The organism is Fundidesulfovibrio sp. YSD1 (assembly GCF_055397115.1).
In genome coordinates, this window is the sequence record NZ_AP043666.1 from 1,650,898 (window position 1) to 1,670,770 (window position 19,873).

The window sequence follows — 19,873 nt, forward strand, 5'->3', positions numbered from 1 at the left end:
TCCAGCCGATGACGGAAAACGGCCTGCACAACCTCCGGGTACTGATCGTCGAGGACGACACCCCTTCCCGCCTGAGCCTTGCCCTGGCCCTTGAGGACAAGGTCGCGCAGGTGATCCAGGCGGACAACGGGTCCGGCGGGCTGGACTGCTTCCGCCAGCTCTCCCCCGACGTCATCGTCACCGACATCCGCATGCCCGTCATGGACGGGCTCGCCATGATCCGCGCCGTCAGGCAGGACGGGGGCGACCCTTTCGTCATCGTGGCCTCGGGCTTCGGCGAGGAGGAATCCTACCTCGACGCCATCGAACTGGGCGTGAACCTCTTCATCAAGAAGCCCTTCCGCGCCTCCGACATCATCTCCGGGCTCGGCCGCGCCGCGGCCGACATCACCAAGCGCAGGCGCGACGCCTACCGCCGGGCCATCTCCAGCGGGCTCTTGTCGCACATCCCCAACTGCTACCTGCTCACCGACGGCAAGGGCATCCTCTACTTCAACGACCCCAAGTCCATCCTTCCGGCCCGGGCCGCCGAAGGCCAGGACCTGAGCCCCTTTCTGCGCAGCCACTTCGCCCTGGCTCTGCGCCACGGCATGGCCATGACCTCGCTGCCGCAGGACATCGAATCCTGGCTCAAGCGCCACATCGGGCGCGAGTTCATCCTGGCGGGCAACGGCCACGTGCGAAACGGCCGCCCCAGCCGCTTCCTGCTCCGGCTCGACCCGGTGCGCATCGACGGCACGGACCAGCACCTGCTCACCTTCACGGACATCTCGCGCATCGAGGCCGAGCGCGAGCGCTTCTACCAGCTGGCCGGGCGGGATTTCCTCACCGGGGTGGGCAACAGGCAGGCCCTGGAGACGGAACTCTCCCGCGAGACAAACCGCGCCAGGCGCTACGGCACGGAGTTGTGCCTGGTGATGCTGGACATCGACGACTTCAAGTCCGTCAACGACACCTTCGGCCACCAGACCGGCGACGCCGTGCTGGTGGAAATGGCCCGGCGCATCGGCGCGTGCGTGCGCGTGACCGACGTGGTCTGCCGCTTCGGGGGCGAGGAGTTCATGATCATCATGCCCCAGACCGACGCCGAGGGCGCGTTCAGTTGCGCGGCCAAGCTGGGCCAGGCCATCGCCTGCGCGGACTTCGGCATCGGCAGGCAGATCACGGTCAGCCTGGGCGTGGCCCAGTACGCCCTGGACGAATCAATCCAGAACTTCATCCGCCGCGTTGACAACGCCCTCTACCAGGCCAAGAGGGACGGCAAGAACCGCGTGGTCTCCTCGGTCGACTCCGCGCCTTCCTGCACCGAGCACTGAGCCCAGCAAGCTTCTCCCGGCAGGACGCTGTCCTGCCTCTGCCAGGGATCTGCCCAGGACCCGGCAGGGCATGATGCCCCTGCACCCCCAGTAGCTTCGCGTCGAGCACCGGTTGCGACATAACAGGCCGCCCCTCTTGCCGGAAGCGCGCTTCCGGCCAGAAGGGCGGCCATATTTCAAGTGGGCGGTGATGCCCGCGAAGCTCTCGCCGGGCCCAGGGGCAGGCACCGCTCCTCGCGGGGCGCGCAGCAGAGCCCCGCCCCGCCGGTTCTACAGGAAGCTCCCCGGGGCCTTCACTTCTCCCATCCTGGTGACCACGAGGTCCTCCACCGGCACGCCCGTCCCGGCGTACTCGGCGGCCTGGTGCACCAGGGAGGACAGCCCGGTGCAGCAGGGCACTTCCATGCGCAGCACCTGGACCTTCTTGACCCCGGAATTCTTGAACATCTGCACCAGCTTCTGGAAATAGGGCTGGGGGTCGTCGAACTTCGGGCAGGCGATCATGACCACCTTGCCGGCCAGCCTGGCGTTGAAATCGGGCAGGGCCACGGGGGCGCAATCCGCCGCGATGATCACCTCGGCGCCGCGCAGGAAGGGGGCCTCGGGCGGAACCAGGCGCAGCTTCACCGGCCAGTGGCCGAGGAAGGATTCGCCGGCGGGCGCGGGCCCGGCCTTGGGCTGCGCGGACTTCTCCAGACTGGCGGCGCGCGAACCCGGGCAGCCGCCGCCAGCGGCGGGGCGCTTCATGGTCATCATGTTGGAGCCGGGGCAGCCGCAGCCCAGGGGAGCGGGCTCGGGCTTCTTCATGGCCTCCAGCTCGTGGTGCACGGCTTCCTCGTCGAATTCCTCGGCCTCGCGCTCGACGATCCTGATGGCGTCCATGGGGCAGTGGCCCAGGCAGGCGCCCAGCCCGTCACAGAGCTTGTCGGCCTTGAGCTTGGCCTTGCCATCCACGATGGAGATGGCCCCCTCGGCGCAGTTGGGCAGGCATTCGCCGCAGCCGTTGCACAGTTCCTCGTCGATTTCCACTATCTTGCGCATGATCTTCATGTTGGTTCCTCCGCTCGTTGCTGAAGGCAAAGTAACGCCGCTTTCGGGCAGCGCCTTTGACGCACGTCACAATGAGCGGTTTTTCGCGAAAAAAGTTTGCGGACCTAGGCGGCGGGGAGGGTCACGGTGAAGCGCGCGCCCTTGCCGGGCGAGGAATCCACGGAGATGCTCCCCCCGTGGTTGTTGACCACCGTGAAGTAGCAGACCGAGAGCCCCATGCCCGCGCCGCCTCCGGGCGCGCGGGTGGTGAAGAACGGCTCGAACACTCGCCTGCGCACGCCATCATCCATGCCGGGGCCGTTGTCCTCCACCTCGAAGGCGACCATGGCTCCCTCCGTGCGCAGGCGCAGGGCCATGGCCGGGGCGGGGGCGGGGGCGCCGTCGCGCGGCTGCGTCACGGACTGGGCGGCGTTCTTGATGAGGTTCACGGCCACCTGCCTGATCTGCTTGGGCGAGCACAGGGCGGGCGGGACGTCAGGAGCGTACTCCCTTGTGACGGCGATGGCCTTGAAGTCGACCGCGCCCTTGAGGCCGCAATCGCTGGCGGCCAGCTCCAGGGCCTTGTCCAGCACGGGAGCCAGGTCCACGGCGGTCTTGTCCTGGTCGCTCAGGTTGCTGAACTCGAGCATGTCCGCCACGATGCGCGCAGCGCGCACCCCGGCCTCGCGGATGTTCTCCAGAAAATCCCTGATGCGGCGATCCTCGAAGTAGCACCCAAGCGCGCCCAGGTCGCAGCCGCATTCCCGGGCCGCCTCGCGGTTCTTCTCCATTTCCGGGTCCATGCGCAGGCAGAGCATCTGGATGGACTGGAGGATCACGCCGAGCGGGTTGTTGATCTCGTGGGCCATGCCCGCGGCTAGGCCGCCCACCACGAGCATCTTCTCGGACTGGGCCACCATCTCCTCCAGGCGCGCCCGCCTGGTGACGTCGTCGACGCGCAGCACCGCGCCGTCGACCCCGTTGGCCACCAGCGGGTAGACGAGCACGTCCCGGTAGCGCGCGCGGCCGCCCTCCATGGCCGGAAGCCTCTCGAGGTGGACCGGGGCGCGCTCCTCCATGGCCTTGCGAACCGCGCCCATGTGCCCGGCGTACCCGGGGAAGGCGCGCTCCAGGGGCTCGCCCAGGGGGCTGGGAGCGCCCTCGCCGAGCCTGCGCCCGGCCTCGCGGTTCAGGTGCGTCACGCGGCCATCGGCGTCCACCCCGACAACCACGGAGGGCATGGAGTCGATGATGTTCTGGACGAGGGACCTGCTCTTGTCCACCTCCGACTGCGCGCGCCTGAGCGAGCGCACGGCCCGCGCCGCGATCGCCCCGCCCGCGATGACCAGGAGCGTCCCCGAGACGGCCACGACCCGGATCACCTCCCAGGTGACCTCGCCCGCCTGGTTCATGAAAAAAAGCGCCTTGTTCCCGGCGAATTCGGCGATGACCGCGGCGGCCTCCTCCACCTGAGCGAAACGGTCCGCGCTCACCCCCTTGGTGATGCGCGCCGCCTCGGCCCCCCTGCCCTGGCGCGCGAGAGAGAGGACCTCCTCCCGGGCGGCCTTCCAGCTGTCCAGCGCGGTTGCCAGGCGGTCCACGTCGGAGGGCGGGCCCAGGTAGCGCTCCCGGACCGTGGCCAGGCTCGAGGCGATGGCGGCTTCGCGCCTGCGTGCGTCCTCCAGGGCGGCCTCGAGCTCCCCGGGGGATTCGGCCAGGGTTGCGTCCTTCATGGCCAGGCGCAGCTTGGCGGAGTCCAGCTCGACGCGCTTGATGGCCACGGACACGGTGAAGGGATGAACGTAAAGGAGCCCGGCCTTGTCCGCCAGGCTGTAGGAGTAGGCGATGACGGCCAGGTAGGACACCGCGGCCAGGGCGAGGATGGACGCGAACCCCCAGAGCAGCGTCCGTGCCTGCGGGATTGCGCCTGGTACTGCCGCCGGGTCGGGGGGCGTTCTGGCCGGGTCCATTCAATAAGACATAAACCGCATTCTTTACAATTTGGCAAGGCCGCTTTTCCCCATCCAGGGCGCGAAAAACGCGAACGGCCGCCGCTTTCGCGACGGCCGCCCGTGTGGTGAGGATGGGATGCCGTATTGTCGAGCGTTATTAGCCGAGGATGGCTTTGATGTCCTGGTCCGGGGTGGTGATGGGCATGATGTTCAGCTTGTCCACCAGGACCTTGAGCACGTTGGGGGTGACGAACGCGGGCAGGGAGGGTCCGAGGCGGATGTCCTTGATACCCAAGGCCACCAGGGTGAGCAGGATGGCCACGGCCTTCTGCTCGTACCAGGAGAGGACCATGGACAGGGGCAGGTCGTTGACGCCGCAGTCGAAGGCCTTGGCCAGGGCCACGGCCACCTGGATGGCGGAGTAGGCGTCGTTGCACTGGCCCATGTCCAGAAGGCGCGGGATGCCGCCGATGTCGCCCAGGTCCTTGTCGAAGAAGCGGAACTTGCCGCAGGCCAGGGTCAGGACCACGGTGTCCTTGGGCAGCTTCTCCACGAACTCGGTGTAGTAGTTGCGGCCGGGCTTGGCGCCGTCGCAGCCCGCCACCAGGAAGAAGCGGCGGATGGCTCCGGCCTTCACTGCGTCGATGACCTTGTCGGCCACGCCCAGCACCGCGTTGCGGGCGAACCCGGTGAGCACCTGCTTGCCCGGGGCGTCCTCGGCGAAGCCGGGCAGCTTGAGCGCGTGCGCGATGACGGCCGAGAAGTCGTAGCCCTCCACGTGCTTGACGTCGGGGAAGCCGACCAGGCCGTGGGTGAAGACGTTGTCCTTGTAGGACTGGGCGGGCTTCATCAGGCAGTTGGTGGTGAAGAGGATCGCGCCGGGGAACTGGGCGAACTCCTTCTGCTGGTTCTGCCAGGCCGTGCCGTAGTGGCCGTAGAGGTGGGGGTACTTCTCCTTGAGCTTGGGGTAGCCGTGGGCGGGCAGCATCTCGCCGTGGGTGTAGACGGAGATGCCCTTGCCTTCGGTCTGCTTGAGGAGTTCCTCGAGGTCCTTCAGGTCATGGCCGGTGATCAGGATGGCCTTCCCCTTCACGTGGCCCAGGGGCACGGCGGTGGGCACGGGGTGGCCGTAGGTCTCGGTGTTGGCCTTGTCGAGCACTTCCATGGCCTTCAGGTTGGCCTGGCCCGCGCGGATGCAGGCGTCGAACCACCAGTCCATGCCCAGGCCGGGCTTGGTGGCGGCGGCCATGGCCTCGTGGATGTAGTCGTAGATTTCCTTGTCCTCGACGCCCAGGATGCGGGCGTGGTCGGCGTAGGCCGAGAGGCCCTTCAGGCCGAAGAGGACCATATGCTGAAGCGACACGACGTCGGGGTCGGTGTCGGGGTTGTCCTTCATGCCGCCCTTGCCTTCGGAGGCCTGGGCGATCAGGCCGGCCAGATCGGCGGCCGGGGCGAAGGTCACGGAGGCGTGGGTGGGGATGGTCCCGCCGGCGGCCTTGACCTTGGCCTTGAGGGCCTCGCGCAGCTTCACGGTCTGGCCGATCCAGGCCTGGAAGCGCTCGGGGTCGAAGTTGACGTTGGTCAGGGTGGAGAAGAGCATGGCGGGCACGTGCCGGTCGGCTTCCACGTCCACGACGCCGACCTTGCGGCCTTCCTCGGCCACCAGGCACAGGCCGCGCAGGGCGTAGACCAGGAGGTCCTGAAGGTTCGAAGTGGTCTCGTCCTTGCTGCAGACGCCGATCTTGTCGCAGCCTTTGCCGTGCATGGTCTGCTCGCACTGGTAACAGAACATATTCATGATCATCCTCCCTCGGGGTTGGTTGGCTTGCGCCTTCGTTGAGGACACCTTTAGGGCCTGCCGGATAATGTCGATGTGACCTGCGTCACACGGCGATCAAAAAAGATGATTTTTGTCCTTGTTCCCTCATGGGCGACTTGGGCGCAGCCGGAAAGGCTCGCTGGCCCGGGGGATGGGAATCCCCATAGCACGGCGAGGGGCTTTTGTCCGCTTTTTTTGCACTCTGGAAGGGAGCGAGCGAGGTTTCCAGCACAAAAAAAGGGACCGGAGCATTCTCCGGTCCCGGTCTGTGCGGCATCAAGGGCGCGGGGCTATTTCTTCTTCAGCGCGGCCAGCCTGTCGGCCAGGCTCTGCCGGGGCTCGGCCTCGACGCCCGCGGCCTCCTTGAGGGCCTGGGCCAGGTAGGGGTCCTCGCTCTTGGGCGGGGCCAGAAGCTGGCTCTTCTGGGTGTGCACCTCCGCCTGGGTCTCCATCTCCTGGGCCTTCTTGGTCATGGCGTCGAAGGCGGTGCCCAGGTTGTTGGCCTGGAGCTTGATCCCGGCCACGACCTTGGAGCGCTCCTCCTGCTCCTTGGCGCGCTCCATGCGCACCTTGGCCACGTCCATGCGGCGCTTGGCCTCGGACAGGCGCTCGCGGGCGGTTTTCAGCCGCTCGGAGGCGTCCTTCACGGCCTGGGCCAGTTCGTCGTAGTAGACCTTGGCCTCATTGGCCTCCCTGAGTTCGCGGTCGATCTCCGGGATCATCTTCTCGAGCTCTCCCAGGAGCGCGGCCAGGCTGGCCTCCACCTGGGCCTTCTCCTCGGGCGCGGCGGACTCGGCCTTGGCCTGGAGGCGCTCGGCCGCGGCCAGGCGCAGGTCGTAGTTCTTCTGGATCTCCCTGGCCTCGCGGTCCTCGCGCTCCCAGGCCTGCTTGGCCTCGAGCATCTGCCGGGTGAGCTTGGTCAGGGCCTCGTCGAGTTCGCCGATCTCGGCCTCGGAGGCCGTGGAGGGGTCGAACTCCACGAGCATCTTCACGAAACCGGACTGGGCCTCCTGGGCCTTCTTCACGAAAAAGTGCTTCACGAAATTGAGCATCGTTCAGGTCTCCCTTGCCGCGCGGCCGAAGCGCCCGGCCTCCGTCGTCACGGACCGGCCTGGCGCCGCCCGGCGCTAGGCGTGTCGTCTGCGGTTGAAAAAGAGGTACGCGGCTCCGCCCAGGAGCACCACCGCGGCCACGGGCCCCAGCAGCGAGGAGGAAGAGCCGCCCTGCTCCTCGATCTTGGGCTGGGCCAGGGCGATGTCGGGGTCAACGTCCTTGGGCATGGCCGAGGGGTCCACGGGCACGCCGTCTTTCTTCATCTGGTCGAGCTTGGCGTTCATGTCGTCCAGCTGCTTCTTGAGGTCCGCGTTGGACTCGGCCAGCTTGGCCGCCTCCTGCTTGAAGGCCTGCACGCCGGGGTCGGCCTGGTGGTTGTGGAAGAAGCCCGCGCCCGAGGTCAGGTTGGAGAGCATGAACCACATGAACATGGCGTCCCACATGCCGAAGCCCGAGAAGCTGCGGTAGGCGTAGCCCGGAGCGGACCAGCCGCGCCCGGAGTAGTAGTTGTCCCGGTATCTGTTGTAGTCCTGGTAGGAGCCGAACGTGCGGCTCTGGTTCAGGATGGGCTTGCTGGTGCCGACCTGGCCCGGGCTCACCGGGTTGCCGGGCTTGGAGTACAGCCCCTGGTAGCCCTGGTAGGAGGTGGTGGCCGCCTGGCGCTTGGCCGCGTCCGCGCCCGAGGACGAGAAGGCCGAGGTCCCGGCCGGCCTGGACGCCTGGGAGGACGCGGCCCCCGTGGAGTTGGACCAGCCCGGGCCCGCCCCCTGGCTCTGGGCCGGAGCGCCCTGGGCCGAGGGCGTCGTCGCGGGCTGGGACGGCTTGGACGTGCCCGACGACCAGCCCGAGGCGCTGCCCGAAGACGGCGCGGAAGGCTGCGAGGGCCTGGTGGAACTGGACCAGCCGGACGAGCCGGAACGCGAGCCGCCCCCGGAGAAGGAGCCCCCTCCCCTCTTGGCGGCCGAGGCCTCCAGGGCCGGGGCCAGGATCAGAAGCAGCACCGCCGCGACTGCAAGCAACGAACGCGCGCGCATGGCGTGTCTCCCTGCCGGGCGCGCGGCGTGTGCCGCCTGGGCGCGTCCGGCCGTGTCTTGCCGCGCGGGCCGGGCTCGCAGCCCGGTCCCGCGCGCGTTGGTCAGTAAATCTTCAGGGCCTGGGGGGTCATGACCACCCCGGCCAGGCAGCGGATCAGGGCCTGCCCGGGCTCCTCGTCGGCGCTCACGAGCATGAACTCCTGGTCCTCGCCGATCTCGCGGCGATAGAGCATCATCTGGTGGCGCACTTCGATGGGCGCGGCGTCCTGGGCGGTGAAGACCCGCTCCAGGGCCTCCACGGGCTCGGCCCTGGCCCCGTCGCCCCAGTCGCGCGCGTAGGTCACGCCCGAGGGCGTGGTCAGGTCCGGGCCGCCTATCAGGCCGTTCTCCCCCAGCCAGGCGTCCCAGTCGGCCTCGGAGGCAGGGAAGATCTCCTGATAGACCTGGAAGCAGTTCACGTCCAAGAGCGTGCCGTCCTTCTGCTGGTGGAACTGGAACAGGGCCTGGCGGTCCCCGGTCTTGACGTAGGCCCGGCTGACCTTGAGCCCGAAGAGCTCCATGGAGGACACGGCCTCCACCACCATCTCGCCCCTGGGCAGGGGCAGGGCCAGGTCGAGCCCTTCGTAGCGCAGGGCCTCGCCCGGCTCCAGGGCCAGGATCGCGCCCAGGCGCAACGGCTCGGGCAGGCCGGGGAAACCGGGATGGGCCTGTTTGGGCTTGTCCTTCTTCCAGAACATGAGTGCTCCTTCGAACCTTGCGCGAGAAAGATAAACACGCCGCCGCGGGCCGCAAGACGCGGCCCGGCGCGGCCGATCCCCCGTGCGTGCGGCCTTTTGCGCGAAAAGCGCGACCGGGATTTCTACCGCACCCGGCCCGGGGGCCAAAATGAATTTTTGTTCAGCAATCTCCAGCGCGGCCGCATCACGCGGGCACGAAGTCGTAGGCGCCCACGCCCTGGACCAGGAGCACCCTGCCCTGGTTGGGCCCCAGGCAGCGCACGCGGTGCAGGCGCCCGGGGGGGATGCTCACCCATTGGCCGGGCGGCAGCATCATGGCCTCGTCGGGGCCCTTGAAGGTGATCTCGATGCGCCCTTCGAGGCAAAAGGACGTGTCCGTGACCTTGGTGTGGGAGTGCCAGGGGATTTCCTGGCCCGGGTCCAGGGTCATGACCGTGGCGCGCACGTCCGGGGTCATGACGATGCTCTGCTTGTCCGCGATCTCGTAGGCGGGCTTGGGGTCGGGCACTGGCGGGACCTCCTGCTGCTTTCTCTTGCGGGGATGAAAGTCAATGCCATGAACGGCCGGGGCGCACAATCCCCGCGGGGCGACGGCCCGGACAATGAAGAACCGCCCGCGCGCACGCCGGGCGTGCGCGCGGGCGGAACGAAAAACGCCCAGTCCGGCCCCTAGGCGTGGGGACCGGCGATGTTGGCCCTGGCGTGGGTGAAGCGGTAGACCTCGCCCTCCTGGAGGAAGGGGGTCTCCACGAAGGCCTCCATCTTGGGGGTCTTGTAGCGCAGGCGCCCGAACCCGCCGCACAAGGCCGCGATGGTCACGGTCTTGCGCTGCCAGGGGTTGAAGAAGACGCGCCCGAGCGGCTTGCCCGTGGCGATGTCCTCGAGCTCCACGGCCCTGGGGAAGGAGCTGTGGTTCTCCAGTTCCACGTTTATGAGCACGCCGGAGAAGAAATTCGCGTAATCCATGAGCTTGCCGTAGCGGAACTTGTAGTTCTCGCGCACGGTCTCGATCTTCGCGGCCAGGTCCTCCACCGCCTCGGCGGAGAACGCCGGGAAGGTGTTCTTCAGGTGGATGCGCAACTGCTCGGACTCGGACATGTTCATCCTCCTCAGGTAAGCCAGGCGCAGATCCTCGTCCCAGACGGGCGCGTCCTGGGCGTCGTATCCCGATGCGGCCAGGGCCGCTCCTGCAATCACGGAAAGTGGGCACATATCTTTCACCGGTACTGCTCGCGGGCCGCGAACCATAAAAAAGGGAGCCAATCCAATGGCTCCCCTTTTTCATCACGAACGTGTCCGCTTGTAAAGACTACTTGCCGTTGACCAGCGAATAGGTCTGAGTGGCGATTTCGAGTTCTTCGTTGGTGGGGATGATGTACACGGCCACCGGGGAATCGTCGGTGGAGATCTTGGTGATCTGGCCGCGCTTGAACCCGTAGTTGCGGTCGCGGTCGATCTTCACGCCCACGCCGCCCAGGGTGTCGCAGCTGTACTGGCGCACGTCCGGGTCGTTCTCGCCGATGCCGGCGGTGAAGACCACGGCGTCGCAGCCGTCGAGGGCGGCCAGGTACGCGCCGATGTAGTGCTTCACGCGGTAGCAGAACATCTTGAGGGCCAGTTCGGCCTTGGTGTCGCCGGATTCGCGCGCGGCGTGGATGTCGCGCATGTCGTTGAGCCCGCAGATGCCCTTGAGGCCGCTCTGCTTATTCAGCAGGGTGTCCACCTGGTCGATGGTCATGCCCTTGTTGGCGGCCAGGAAGGCGTGCAGGGAGGGGTCCACGTCGCCGGAGCGGGTGCCCATCATCAGGCCCATGAGCGGGGTCAGGCCCATGGAGGTGTCCACGCACTGGCCGTTCTTCACGGCGGCCATGGAGCAGCCGTTGCCCAGGTGCACGGTGACGCAGCTGGTCTTGTCGGCGGGCTTGCCGATCACCTGGGCCAGCTTCTTGGCCACGTACCCGTGGGAGGTGCCGTGGAAGCCGTAGCGGCGGATGCCCAGTTCCTCGTAGAGCCCGTAGGGGATGGCGAAGAGGTAGGCGTAATCCGGGATGGTGCCGTGGAAGGCGGTGTCGAACACGGCCACCTGGGCCACGCCCGGGAAGAGCTTGGTGGCGGCCTCGATGCCCATGAGCCCGGCGGGGTTGTGCAACGGGGCCAGGGCGCAGAACTTCTTGATGGTCTCCACCACGTCCTTGGTGATGACCGTGGGCTGGCGGAAGGCCTCGCCGCCGTGCACCACGCGGTGGCCGATGGCGCCGATCTCGGCCGGGGCGGCCACGGGGGCCTCGCCGCCGGTGATCAGCCCGGCGCAGCGGCCCAGGGCCACGGTGTGGTCCGCGAAGGGCTCCTCCACGGTGATGACCTGCTGGTTGCCCGCGCCGGGGTAGGTCTTGTGGGTGATCTTGCCCATGGACTCGCCGATGCGCTCGGCCAGGCCGGAGCAGAGCACCGCGTCGGAGTCCATGTCGATGAGCTGGTATTTCAGCGACGAGCTGCCGCAGTTGAGAACGAGTACCTTCATTGGGGGACGTCTCCTTACGCTATATTAGTGTTGCGCCTGGATGGCGGTGATTGCGACGGTATTGACGATGTCTTCCACGGTGCAGCCGCGGGAGAGGTCGTTCACGGGCTTGTTCAGGCCCTGAAGCACCGGGCCGATGGCCACGGCCTGGGCGGCGCGCTGAACGGCCTTGTAGGTGTTGTTGCCGGTGTTCAGGTCCGGGAAGATGAACACGGTGGCCTTGCCCGCCACTTCCGAGCCGGGCATCTTGAGCGCCGCCACCTCGGGGTCGATGGCCGCGTCGTACTGGAGCGGGCCCTCGAGCTTGAACTCGGGGTGCATCTCCTTGGCGATCTTGGTGGCCTCGCGGACCTTGTCCACCTCCGCGCCCGAGCCCGAGGCTCCCGTGGAGTAGGAGAGCATGGCGATGCGCGGCTCCACGCCGAAGGCCATGGCCGTGTGCGCGGACTGGATGGCGATTTCCGCCAGCTGCTGGGCGTTGGGGTTGGGGTTCACGGCGCAGTCGCCGAAGACCAGCACGCGGTCGGAGAGGCACATGAGGAACACCGAGCTGACGATGGACATGCCGGGCTTGGTCTTGATGATCTGCAGGGCCGGGCGGATCGTCTCCTGGGTGGTGGTGATGGAGCCGGAGACCATGCCGCTGGCGTGGCCCATCTGCACCATCATCGTGCCGAAGTAGGTGGGCGAGAGCATCTGGTCGCGGGCCATCTCCTCGGTGACGCCCTTGGCCTTGCGCATCTCGTAGTAGGTCTTCCAGTACTCCTCGTAGTGGGGAGCCTTGGCAGGGTCGATGATCTTCGCGCCCGAGAGGTCCAGGCCCAGCTGGCTGATGAGCGTCCCGACCTCGTCCTCCTTGCCCAGGATGGAGAGGTCGGCCACGCCGCGCCGCAGCAGGATGTCGGCGGCGCGCAGGATGCGGCCGCTGGTGCCCTCGGGCAGGACGATGTGCTGCTTCTGGTGCTTGGCCTTGTCGATGAGGCTGTACTCGAACATCTTGGGCGTGATCTTGGAGGAGCGCTTGGCCTCCAGGCGGGCGCGGAAGTCGTCGCCCTTCACGTGGGCCTCGAAGGTGCCCAGGGCCGTGGCGATCTTCTTCTGGTCGTCGGCCTCGATGCGCCCGTACAGGTCCATGAGGATGCGCGCCACCTTGTAGGTGTGGCCCTCGGCCAGGAGCACCGGCAGGGGCACGCCGGTCCAGCCCTCGATGAGCTTCTTGATGTTCACGTGGGGTTCGAGCCCGCCGGTGAGCACGATGCCCGCCACGTCCTGGTAGGCGCTGGAGAGCCGCGAGGCGTAGCAGCCGAGCACCACGTCGGCGCGGTCGCCGGGGGTGATCACCAGCGCGCCCTTCTTGATGTAGTCCAGGAAGTTGCCCACCTGCATGGCCGCCACGATGTAGTCGTCGATGGGGGTGTCCATGAGGTCCGCTCCGTAGAGCACCTGCGCGCCCAGCCACTTGGACACGTCGCCCACGGTGGGCTTGCCAAGGGTGGCTTCCTCGGGGATGGCGTAGGTCAGGCAGTCCTGGCCGCCGATGTACTTGCAGGTCAGCCCGTCGAGCACCCTCTGCTCGATGCCCGGGCCCACGCGGTTCACGATGGTGGCGAAGATGTCCAGGTTCTTTTCCTGGAAGGTGTCGATGGCGATCTGGGTGGCGGCCACCAGCTTGTCCGCGGGCTTGTCGTGGCCGTTGGCCACCAGGATCACCGGGCAGCCCAGGTTGGCCGCGATCTCGGCGTTGATGTCGAACTCGAAGGCCGAGTCCGTGCCCACGAAGTCGGTGCCCTCGCAGAGCACGAAGTCGTAGCGCGACTCCAGTTCCTTGAACTTGGCCAGGATGTTCTCGAGCATCACCGTGTGCTTGCCCTGGTTGATCATGTCCCGGGCCTGGTCCAGGGTGTAGACGAAGGTGTCCTCGTAGCGCATGTTCAGGTAGAACTGCGAGAGGATCAGGTTGATGTCGTGGTCCTTCTTGCCCTGGGCGGAACCGGAGATGATCGGCCTGAAGAAGGCGACGCGCTGGAAGTCCTTGAGCAGAAGCTGCATCACGCCGAGGCAGATGGCGGATTTGCCGCTGCGGGCTTCGGTGGCGATGATGTAGAGATTCTTAGCCATGCGTGTCTCCTGGAGAATAGGGGGTGGTGGAACGCGCCGGCGGGAAGGGAAGGATGCCGCCGGACGAGAGGGTGAACCTGGGATGCGGCCGGGTGGCGGCCAGGGAAACGTGCTGCCGGCGGGTGCGCGCGGAGGCGGCCCCTGCCGGGTCTTGTCGGTATAGGTATGGTGTTCCGGAGGGGTTTGCGGCCTCCGGCATGGCGGGGGTTGTCATGAGCGTTCACACGGAAGTTCGCGCCCGGCCGGGGCAAAACCCCGGCAAGGCTGGATCGAGGACCCTAACAAGGACCGTGCCAGAAAGCGAAAAACGTTGATCATCATCAATTCCAAGCAGATGAGTTGCTTCGTGTGCATAAGATAGCCTGATTTTCCGGACAAAACCAGCTTCCAGGCCAGAGCGCGCAAAAAAAGATGCCGGGAGGAAGAAAAACGCGGGCAGGCTGGCAAATCGAGCGGTTAGACGCCTTTTAGCTAGCAAGGCGTCCGGGGCGGGTCAAGGGGAGGCTGGCCGCCGCCCCGTCCGGAAAAACGGACAAGTCCGGATTGCGGGACGGCCGTTCCGGGGAGGATCACGGCGGGTCACGCCCCAGCCAGCAGCTCCCCCGCCTCCTCGTCGGTGAGCGGCCTGCCCAGCGCCTCGGAGCGCTGCCTCACCTTCCTGGTGAGGGCCTCCAGGTCGCGCGAGGCCGGGTCCTGGCCCATCTGCGCGAGCTTTGCGGCCACGGCGGCGCGCCCGCTCTTCCCGCCCAGGGCCGTGACGCGCGTGAAGCCCAGGCTGGCCGGGTCGTAAGGCTCGAACAGGGAGGGATCGCGGGCCAGGCCGTGCACGTGCAGGCCCGTCTCGCAGGCGAACTGGCCGGAACCGGCCACGGGCTTGCGCGGCGGGATGTCCATCCCGGCGGCGGAGGCCACGGCGCGGCACAGCCCGGGGAGCTCCTCCACGCGGTAGGGCGCGCCCAGGCGGAAATGCAGGTAGGCCGCGAGCTCCTCCAGGGCCGAGAGCCCGGCGCGCTCGCCGAGCCCCAGCACCGAGGCGTCGGCGTAGTCGGCCCCGGCCATGAGCCCGGAGAGGGCGTTGGCCGTGGCCATGCCGAAATCGTTGTGGCAGTGCACGCCCACGGCGATGTCCAGGGCGGATTTCAGCCGCGAGACGAGCCCGGCCACTCCCGAAGGGTTCCACAGCCCCACCGTGTCGGACAGGCGCACCCGCGAGGCCCCGGCGGACTGGGCAGCCAGGGCCGCGCGCAGAAGGAAGTCCGGGTCCGCGCGCGAGGCGTCCTCCAGGCCAAGCGACACCAGCCCGGCCCCGGCCCGGAGGGCCAGCTCCACGTGGCGGCGCAGGTGGTCGAGGGTTTCGTCCGGGGAGAGCCCGAGGCGCTTTCGCATGTGCGCCCCGGACGCGGGCAGGCCGATGTGCAGCCAGTGCGCGCCGAGGGCCGCCCCGGCGCGGATGGTGTCTTCGCGGCAGGCGGCCCAGACCGAGAAGCGCGTGGGCCCGTCCCCGGCAAGTTCCCGGGCGTGCGCCACCAGCGCGGCCAGGGAGGCGTCGCGCCCGGCCACGCCGAGCTCGGCCTCGTCCACGCCCAGGCGCACCAGGCGCGCGAGCACGTCGCGCCTGGCCTCCGGGGAGAGGTACACGCCGAAGCACTGCTCGCCCTCGCGCAGGGTGGAGTCGATGATCCTCACGGGCGGCAGGCCCTGGCCTTGGCCACGCCGCCGCGCGCCACCAGCGCGGCGAACTCGTGCGCGGGCACGGGCCTCGAGAAGAGGTAGCCCTGGAAGCCGCCGCAGCAGCCCAGCGAGCGCAGGAACTCCAGCTGGGCCTCGGTCTCAACGCCCTCGGCCACCACCTCCAGCGAGAGGGTGTTGGCGATGGACACGATGGAGGTGACGATGGCCGCGTCATCCTTGTCCTGGGGCAGGCCCGCCACGAAGGACTTGTCGATCTTGAGCGTGGAGATGGGCAGGCGCTTCAGGTACGCCAGCGAGGAGTAGCCCGTGCCGAAGTCGTCCAGGGCCACGCTCACGCCGAGCGCCGTGAGCTTGAGCAGGGCCTCGCGGGCCAGCTCGAAGCCCTTGATGAACACGCTCTCGGTGACTTCCACCTCGAAGAACTCCGGGGCCAGGCCCGTGCGCGTAAGGATCCCGGCCACGTGATCCGCCAGGCCCGGGTGCTCGAACTGCCTGGGGGAGAAGTTCACGGAGACCCTGAGCCCCTCCAGGCCCTCGTCGGCCCACTGCCTGGTCTGGCGGCAGGCCTCCTCGATCACCCAGGAGCCCAGGCGCGAGATGAGCCCGGCCTCCTCGGCCAGGGGGATGAACTCCGCCGGGGGCACCAGACGCCCGTCCGCGCCCGCCCAGCGCACCAGGGCCTCCATGCCCGCCACCTTGCCCGAGAGCACGTCCACGCGCGGCTGGTAGTGCAGCAGGAACTCCCCGCGCGACAAGGCCTTGCGCAGGTCGTTCTCCATCTGCAGGCCCTTGAGCACGCGGCTGCCGAGCTCCTCGGTGAAGAAGCTGAAGTTGTTTCGCCCGGCCTCCTTGGAGCGGTACATGGCCATCTCGGCGTTGCGCATCAGGTCGGCGGGCTCCCCGCCGTCGGCAGGGGCGATGGTGATGCCCAGGCTCGCGCCGATGTGCACCTCGCGGCCCTGTATCTCCAAGGGCTCCGCGAGGCAGGCCAGCACGCGCCCGGCCACGTGGGCCGCGTCCTCGGGGTCGCGCAACCCGGTGAGCATCATGAAGAAGGAGTCGCCGTCGAAGCGCGAGAGCGTGTCGCCCTGGCGCAGGAGCCTGGCCAGGCGCGCTGCCACCTCGGTGAGGGCGATGTCGCCCGCCACGTGGCCCAGGCTGTCGTTGACGGACTTGAAGCGGTCTAGGTCCAGGCAGACCACGCCCAGTATCCCGCCCTCCTGGCGCACGCGCCTGAGGGCCACGCCTAGGCGGTCCTGGAAGAGGTGGCGGTTGGGCAGGCCGGTCAGGGCGTCCTGGTAGGCGTCGTCCAGGATCGACTGCTTCAGGCGCTCCACGTCGCTTAGGTCCCTGAAGACCGAGACGTAGCGCGCCACGGCCCCGGAGGCGTCGCGCACGGCGCGGATGCGAAGCCGCTCCGGGTAGGCCTCGCCGGACTTGCGGCGGTTCCAGATCTCGCCTTCCCAGCCGCCGGTTTCGAGTATCGAGGCCCACATGGCCTCGTAGAAGGCCCTATCGTGGCGGTCGGACTTGAGGATGCGCGGGTTGGCGCCCAGGGCCTCGGCGGGCTCGTAGCCCGTGATGGCCGTGAAGGCCTTGTTCACGCGCTCTATCTCGCCGCGGGGGGAGACCACGGCCACGCCCTCGCCGCAGAGGTCCATGAGGGCCTCGAACAGGCGCAGGGCGCACTCGCAGGAGAAGTCGGAGGGAAGATTCGGGGAAGAAGGCTTCATGTACAACTCCAGCTTTCTTCCCCGAAGCCTAACAGGATTACAGAATCTGGAAAAGCATTCTCGTGGCCATTATCAGCAGAAAGCCCGCGAAGACCTTCTTGAGCATGGGCACGGGAAGCTTGTGCGCGATCTTGGCCCCGGTGGGCGCGGTGAGCATGCTGCAGATCACCAGCCCGACCATGGCGGGCAGGTAGATGAAGCCCAGGGTCATGTCCGGCAGCCCGGCCTTGCCCATGCCACCGAAGATGTAGCCCACGGTCCCGGCCACGGCAATGGGGAAGCCGATGGCCGCGCCCGTGCCCACGGCCTGGTGCATGGGCACGTTGCAGAAAGTCATGAAGGGCACGGTGAGCGTGCCGCCGCCGATGCCCACCAGAGCGGAGATGACGCCGATGAAGCCGCCCACGCCGGTCATGGGCCCGATGCCCGGAATCTCGCGGGTGGGTTTGGGCTTGAAGTTCAGGAACATCTGCAGGGCCACGTAGTAGAGGAAGCAGACGAAGAAGCCCTTGAGGAAGCCCGAGGAGAGCCAGGCCGCCAGCTTGGACCCGGCCAGGGTGCCCAGCACGATGCCCGGGGTGATCAGCCAGACGATGTTCCAGCGCACGGCCCCGTGCTTGTGGTGGGCGCGCATGCTGGAGACGGAGGTGAACATGATCGAGGCCAGGGACGTGCCCAGGGCCATCTGCATCATGTACTCCGGGGGCAGCCCCTGCCACGCGAAGAGGACAGTCAGCACCGGCACGATGACGATGCCGCCGCCCACGCCCAGAAGCCCGGCCAGGATTCCGGCGGCCGCGCCCGCCAGCGCGTAGAGGAGAAAATACAGGACCATCATGATAGGCTCTCTCCCGCTTTCTTTAGGATTAGGACATCCCCTGAGGTCAGGCGGGGCCGGCCGAGCCGGGCGCCTGGAGCGTCCGCGAGGGGCCTGAGCGTTGGCTTACGGCCCGAAGGCCGCGCTGTATCCCCTTTGCCCGTGATTGTCGACAGGCCCCGGCGCGGGCCTTCACGGATGCAGCACTCGCGCGGCAAATGGGCTTACAAAAAGGGAAACATTTTTGTAGCCAATCGTGTAGCATCTGTGTCGTCACGAAGCCGGACACCTGCCCCCGGCGTCCCGGGCGCCCCCCGCCAGTCCGCGCAAAATCACGATTTTTGCCATTTTTGGTAAATTTAGCTCATTCTGGCACGCCCCTTGCCTTGACCTCCGTACATAACGCGAACCCAATCCCCGTTCGGAGGCATGACAATGAGAAAGATCGCTATTTACGGCAAGGGCGGCATCGGCAAGTCCACCACCACCCAGAACACCGTGGCCGGACTCGCCACCCTGGGCAAGAAGGTCATGGTCGTGGGCTGCGACCCCAAGGCCGACTCCACCCGCCTGCTCCTGGGCGGCCTGCAGCAGAAGACCGTGCTCGACACCCTGCGCGAGGAAGGCGAGGACGTCGAACTCGAGGACATCCTGAAGCCCGGCTTCAAGGGCACCATGTGCACCGAATCCGGCGGCCCCGAGCCCGGCGTGGGCTGCGCCGGACGCGGCATCATCACCTCCATCAACCTGCTCGAGCAGCTTGGCGCCTACAAGGACGACAAGAACCTGGACTACGTCTTCTACGACGTCCTGGGCGACGTGGTCTGCGGCGGCTTCGCCATGCCCATCCGCGAAGGCAAGGCCCAGGAGATCTACATCGTCGTGTCCGGCGAGATGATGGCCATGTACGCGGCCAACAACATCTGCAAGGGCATCGTCAAGTTCGCCGAGGGCGGCGGCGTGCGCCTGGGCGGACTGATCTGCAACTCCCGCAAGGTCGACCGCGAGGAGGACCTGATCAACGCCCTGGCCGAGCGCCTTGGCACCCAGATGATCCACTTCGTGCCCCGCGAGAACCAGGTGCAGCGCGCCGAGCTCAACCGCAAGACCGTCATCGACTTCTCTCCCGAGCACCCGCAGGCCAACGAGTACCTGACCCTGGCCTCCAAGATCCAGGAGAACCAGAAGTTCGTCATCCCCACGCCGCTGCCCATCGACGAGCTGGAAGCCCTGCTCGTGAAGTACGGCATCGCCAACTAGGCCTTCGCGCAACAACAAGAGAATCCAGGAGATACACGCATGTCCCTCATCATGATCCGTTCCATCGTCCGCCCCGAGAAGGCCGACGACGTGATGGCCGCCCTCATGGAAGCGGGCTTCCCCGCCGCGACCAAGCTCGCGGTGGCCGGGCGCGGCAAGCAGCGCGGCATCAAAATCGGCGAAGTGACCTACGACGAGATCCCCAAGGTCCAGATCATGACCGTCGTGTCCGAGAAGGACAAGGAGTTCGTGGTCAAGACCATCGTGGACGCCGCGCGCACCGGCGGCAAGGGCAACTTCGGCGACGGCAAGATCTTCGTCTCCCCCGTCGAGGAGATGTACACCATCAGCTCCGGCGTGAAGGAGACCGACCTCTCCTCCATCGGGGAGGCCAGGCCATGAAGGAAGTCATCGCCGTCGTTCGCATGAACAAGATGAACCAGACCAAGAAGGCCCTGACCGACGCCGGAATCGCCGCCTTCTTCGCCCACGAGGCCTGGGGCCGGGGCAAGGGCCTGGTCAACGCGGAAGTGGCCGCCGCGGCGGCCGCGGGCAACCAGGAGGCCGCCGAGGTCCTGGGAAGCAAGGGTAAGCTCTTCGCCAAGCGCATGGTCACCGTGGTGGTGCCCGACGAGAAGGTGGCCACGGTGGTCGAGGCCATCAGCGCCGCCAACAAGACCGGCAAGCCCGGCGACGGGAAGATCTTCGTGCTGCCCCTCGGCGACTCCGTCAGGGTCCGCACCGGCGAAACCGGCGCCTGCGCCATCGAATAAACGGCTTGTAGAGAGGAAA

17 protein-coding genes are annotated in these 19,873 nt (G+C 67.5%); 4 read left to right on the plus strand and 13 right to left on the minus strand.

All coding sequences use genetic code 11. The annotated features are described in order from the left end of the window. Positions 1 to 8: 8 nt before the first annotated feature. Positions 9 to 1,316, plus strand: a complete 1,308-nt coding sequence (locus ACZ5V4_RS07765) for a diguanylate cyclase (protein ID WP_464317608.1) — start codon at positions 9 to 11, stop codon at positions 1,314 to 1,316. 270 nt (positions 1,317 to 1,586) lie between these two features. Here ACZ5V4_RS07765 and ACZ5V4_RS07770 read toward each other — a convergent pair whose 3' ends face one another. The 13 genes from ACZ5V4_RS07770 to ACZ5V4_RS07830 form a co-directional block, all read right to left on the minus strand. Beyond that, complete coding sequence (locus tag ACZ5V4_RS07770) at positions 1,587 to 2,366, minus strand: ATP-binding protein (RefSeq protein WP_464317609.1); 780 nt, start codon at positions 2,364 to 2,366, stop codon at positions 1,587 to 1,589. A 104-nt stretch (positions 2,367 to 2,470) separates the two neighbouring features. After that, positions 2,471 to 4,315, minus strand: a complete 1,845-nt coding sequence (locus ACZ5V4_RS07775) for an ATP-binding protein (RefSeq protein WP_464317610.1) — start codon at positions 4,313 to 4,315, stop codon at positions 2,471 to 2,473. A gap of 139 nt (positions 4,316 to 4,454) precedes the next feature. Further along, the gene (gene hcp, locus ACZ5V4_RS07780) at positions 4,455 to 6,089 is read right to left on the minus strand and encodes a hydroxylamine reductase (RefSeq protein WP_464317819.1); all 1,635 of its coding nucleotides are present in this window, start codon (positions 6,087 to 6,089) and stop codon (positions 4,455 to 4,457) included. 317 nt (positions 6,090 to 6,406) lie between these two features. Further along, positions 6,407 to 7,168, minus strand: coding sequence for a hypothetical protein (locus ACZ5V4_RS07785; protein ID WP_464317611.1), 762 nt, complete (start codon positions 7,166 to 7,168; stop codon positions 6,407 to 6,409). Positions 7,169 to 7,243: 75 nt separating this feature from the next. Continuing rightward, on the minus strand, positions 7,244 to 8,203 hold the full coding sequence (locus ACZ5V4_RS07790) for a hypothetical protein (RefSeq protein ID WP_464317612.1): 960 nt from the start codon (positions 8,201 to 8,203) through the stop codon (positions 7,244 to 7,246). Between the two features lie 101 nt (positions 8,204 to 8,304). After that, complete coding sequence (locus ACZ5V4_RS07795) at positions 8,305 to 8,940, minus strand: DUF2491 family protein (protein ID WP_464317613.1); 636 nt, start codon at positions 8,938 to 8,940, stop codon at positions 8,305 to 8,307. Positions 8,941 to 9,124: 184 nt separating this feature from the next. Next, on the minus strand, positions 9,125 to 9,448 hold the full coding sequence (locus ACZ5V4_RS07800; RefSeq protein WP_464317614.1) for a cupin domain-containing protein: 324 nt from the start codon (positions 9,446 to 9,448) through the stop codon (positions 9,125 to 9,127). 161 nt (positions 9,449 to 9,609) lie between these two features. Next, a complete protein-coding gene (locus ACZ5V4_RS07805) occupies positions 9,610 to 10,152 on the minus strand; it encodes a hypothetical protein (protein ID WP_464317615.1) in 543 nt (180 codons plus the stop codon). A gap of 97 nt (positions 10,153 to 10,249) precedes the next feature. After that, positions 10,250 to 11,461, minus strand: coding sequence for an acetate/propionate family kinase (locus tag ACZ5V4_RS07810; RefSeq protein ID WP_464317616.1), 1,212 nt, complete (start codon positions 11,459 to 11,461; stop codon positions 10,250 to 10,252). Between the two features lie 24 nt (positions 11,462 to 11,485). Then, the gene (gene pta, locus ACZ5V4_RS07815; RefSeq protein WP_464317617.1) at positions 11,486 to 13,579 is read right to left on the minus strand and encodes a phosphate acetyltransferase; all 2,094 of its coding nucleotides are present in this window, start codon (positions 13,577 to 13,579) and stop codon (positions 11,486 to 11,488) included. A gap of 579 nt (positions 13,580 to 14,158) precedes the next feature. Further along, positions 14,159 to 15,265, minus strand: coding sequence for a LeuA family protein (locus tag ACZ5V4_RS07820; RefSeq protein ID WP_464317618.1), 1,107 nt, complete (start codon positions 15,263 to 15,265; stop codon positions 14,159 to 14,161). Beyond that, the gene (locus ACZ5V4_RS07825; protein WP_464317619.1) at positions 15,262 to 17,004 is read right to left on the minus strand and encodes a putative bifunctional diguanylate cyclase/phosphodiesterase; all 1,743 of its coding nucleotides are present in this window, start codon (positions 17,002 to 17,004) and stop codon (positions 15,262 to 15,264) included. The genes ACZ5V4_RS07820 and ACZ5V4_RS07825 overlap by 4 nt, the downstream gene beginning before the upstream one ends. 37 nt (positions 17,005 to 17,041) lie before the next feature. Continuing rightward, complete coding sequence (locus tag ACZ5V4_RS07830; protein ID WP_464317820.1) at positions 17,042 to 17,839, minus strand: sulfite exporter TauE/SafE family protein; 798 nt, start codon at positions 17,837 to 17,839, stop codon at positions 17,042 to 17,044. A 417-nt stretch (positions 17,840 to 18,256) separates the two neighbouring features. Here ACZ5V4_RS07830 and nifH point away from each other — a divergent pair, with 417 nt between their 5' ends. Genes nifH through ACZ5V4_RS07845 form a run of 3 tightly spaced genes read left to right on the plus strand, consistent with a single transcriptional unit; the run spans position 18,257 to position 19,854 of the window. Then, the gene (gene nifH, locus ACZ5V4_RS07835; RefSeq protein WP_464317620.1) at positions 18,257 to 19,081 is read left to right on the plus strand and encodes a nitrogenase iron protein; all 825 of its coding nucleotides are present in this window, start codon (positions 18,257 to 18,259) and stop codon (positions 19,079 to 19,081) included. Between the two features lie 39 nt (positions 19,082 to 19,120). Next, on the plus strand, positions 19,121 to 19,483 hold the full coding sequence (locus ACZ5V4_RS07840) for a P-II family nitrogen regulator (protein WP_464317621.1): 363 nt from the start codon (positions 19,121 to 19,123) through the stop codon (positions 19,481 to 19,483). Next, positions 19,480 to 19,854 carry a P-II family nitrogen regulator gene (locus tag ACZ5V4_RS07845; protein WP_464317622.1) on the plus strand — a complete coding sequence of 125 codons (375 nt, stop codon included), beginning with the start codon at positions 19,480 to 19,482 and terminating at the stop codon, positions 19,852 to 19,854. The genes ACZ5V4_RS07840 and ACZ5V4_RS07845 overlap by 4 nt, the downstream gene beginning before the upstream one ends. Positions 19,855 to 19,873: the final 19 nt, after the last annotated feature.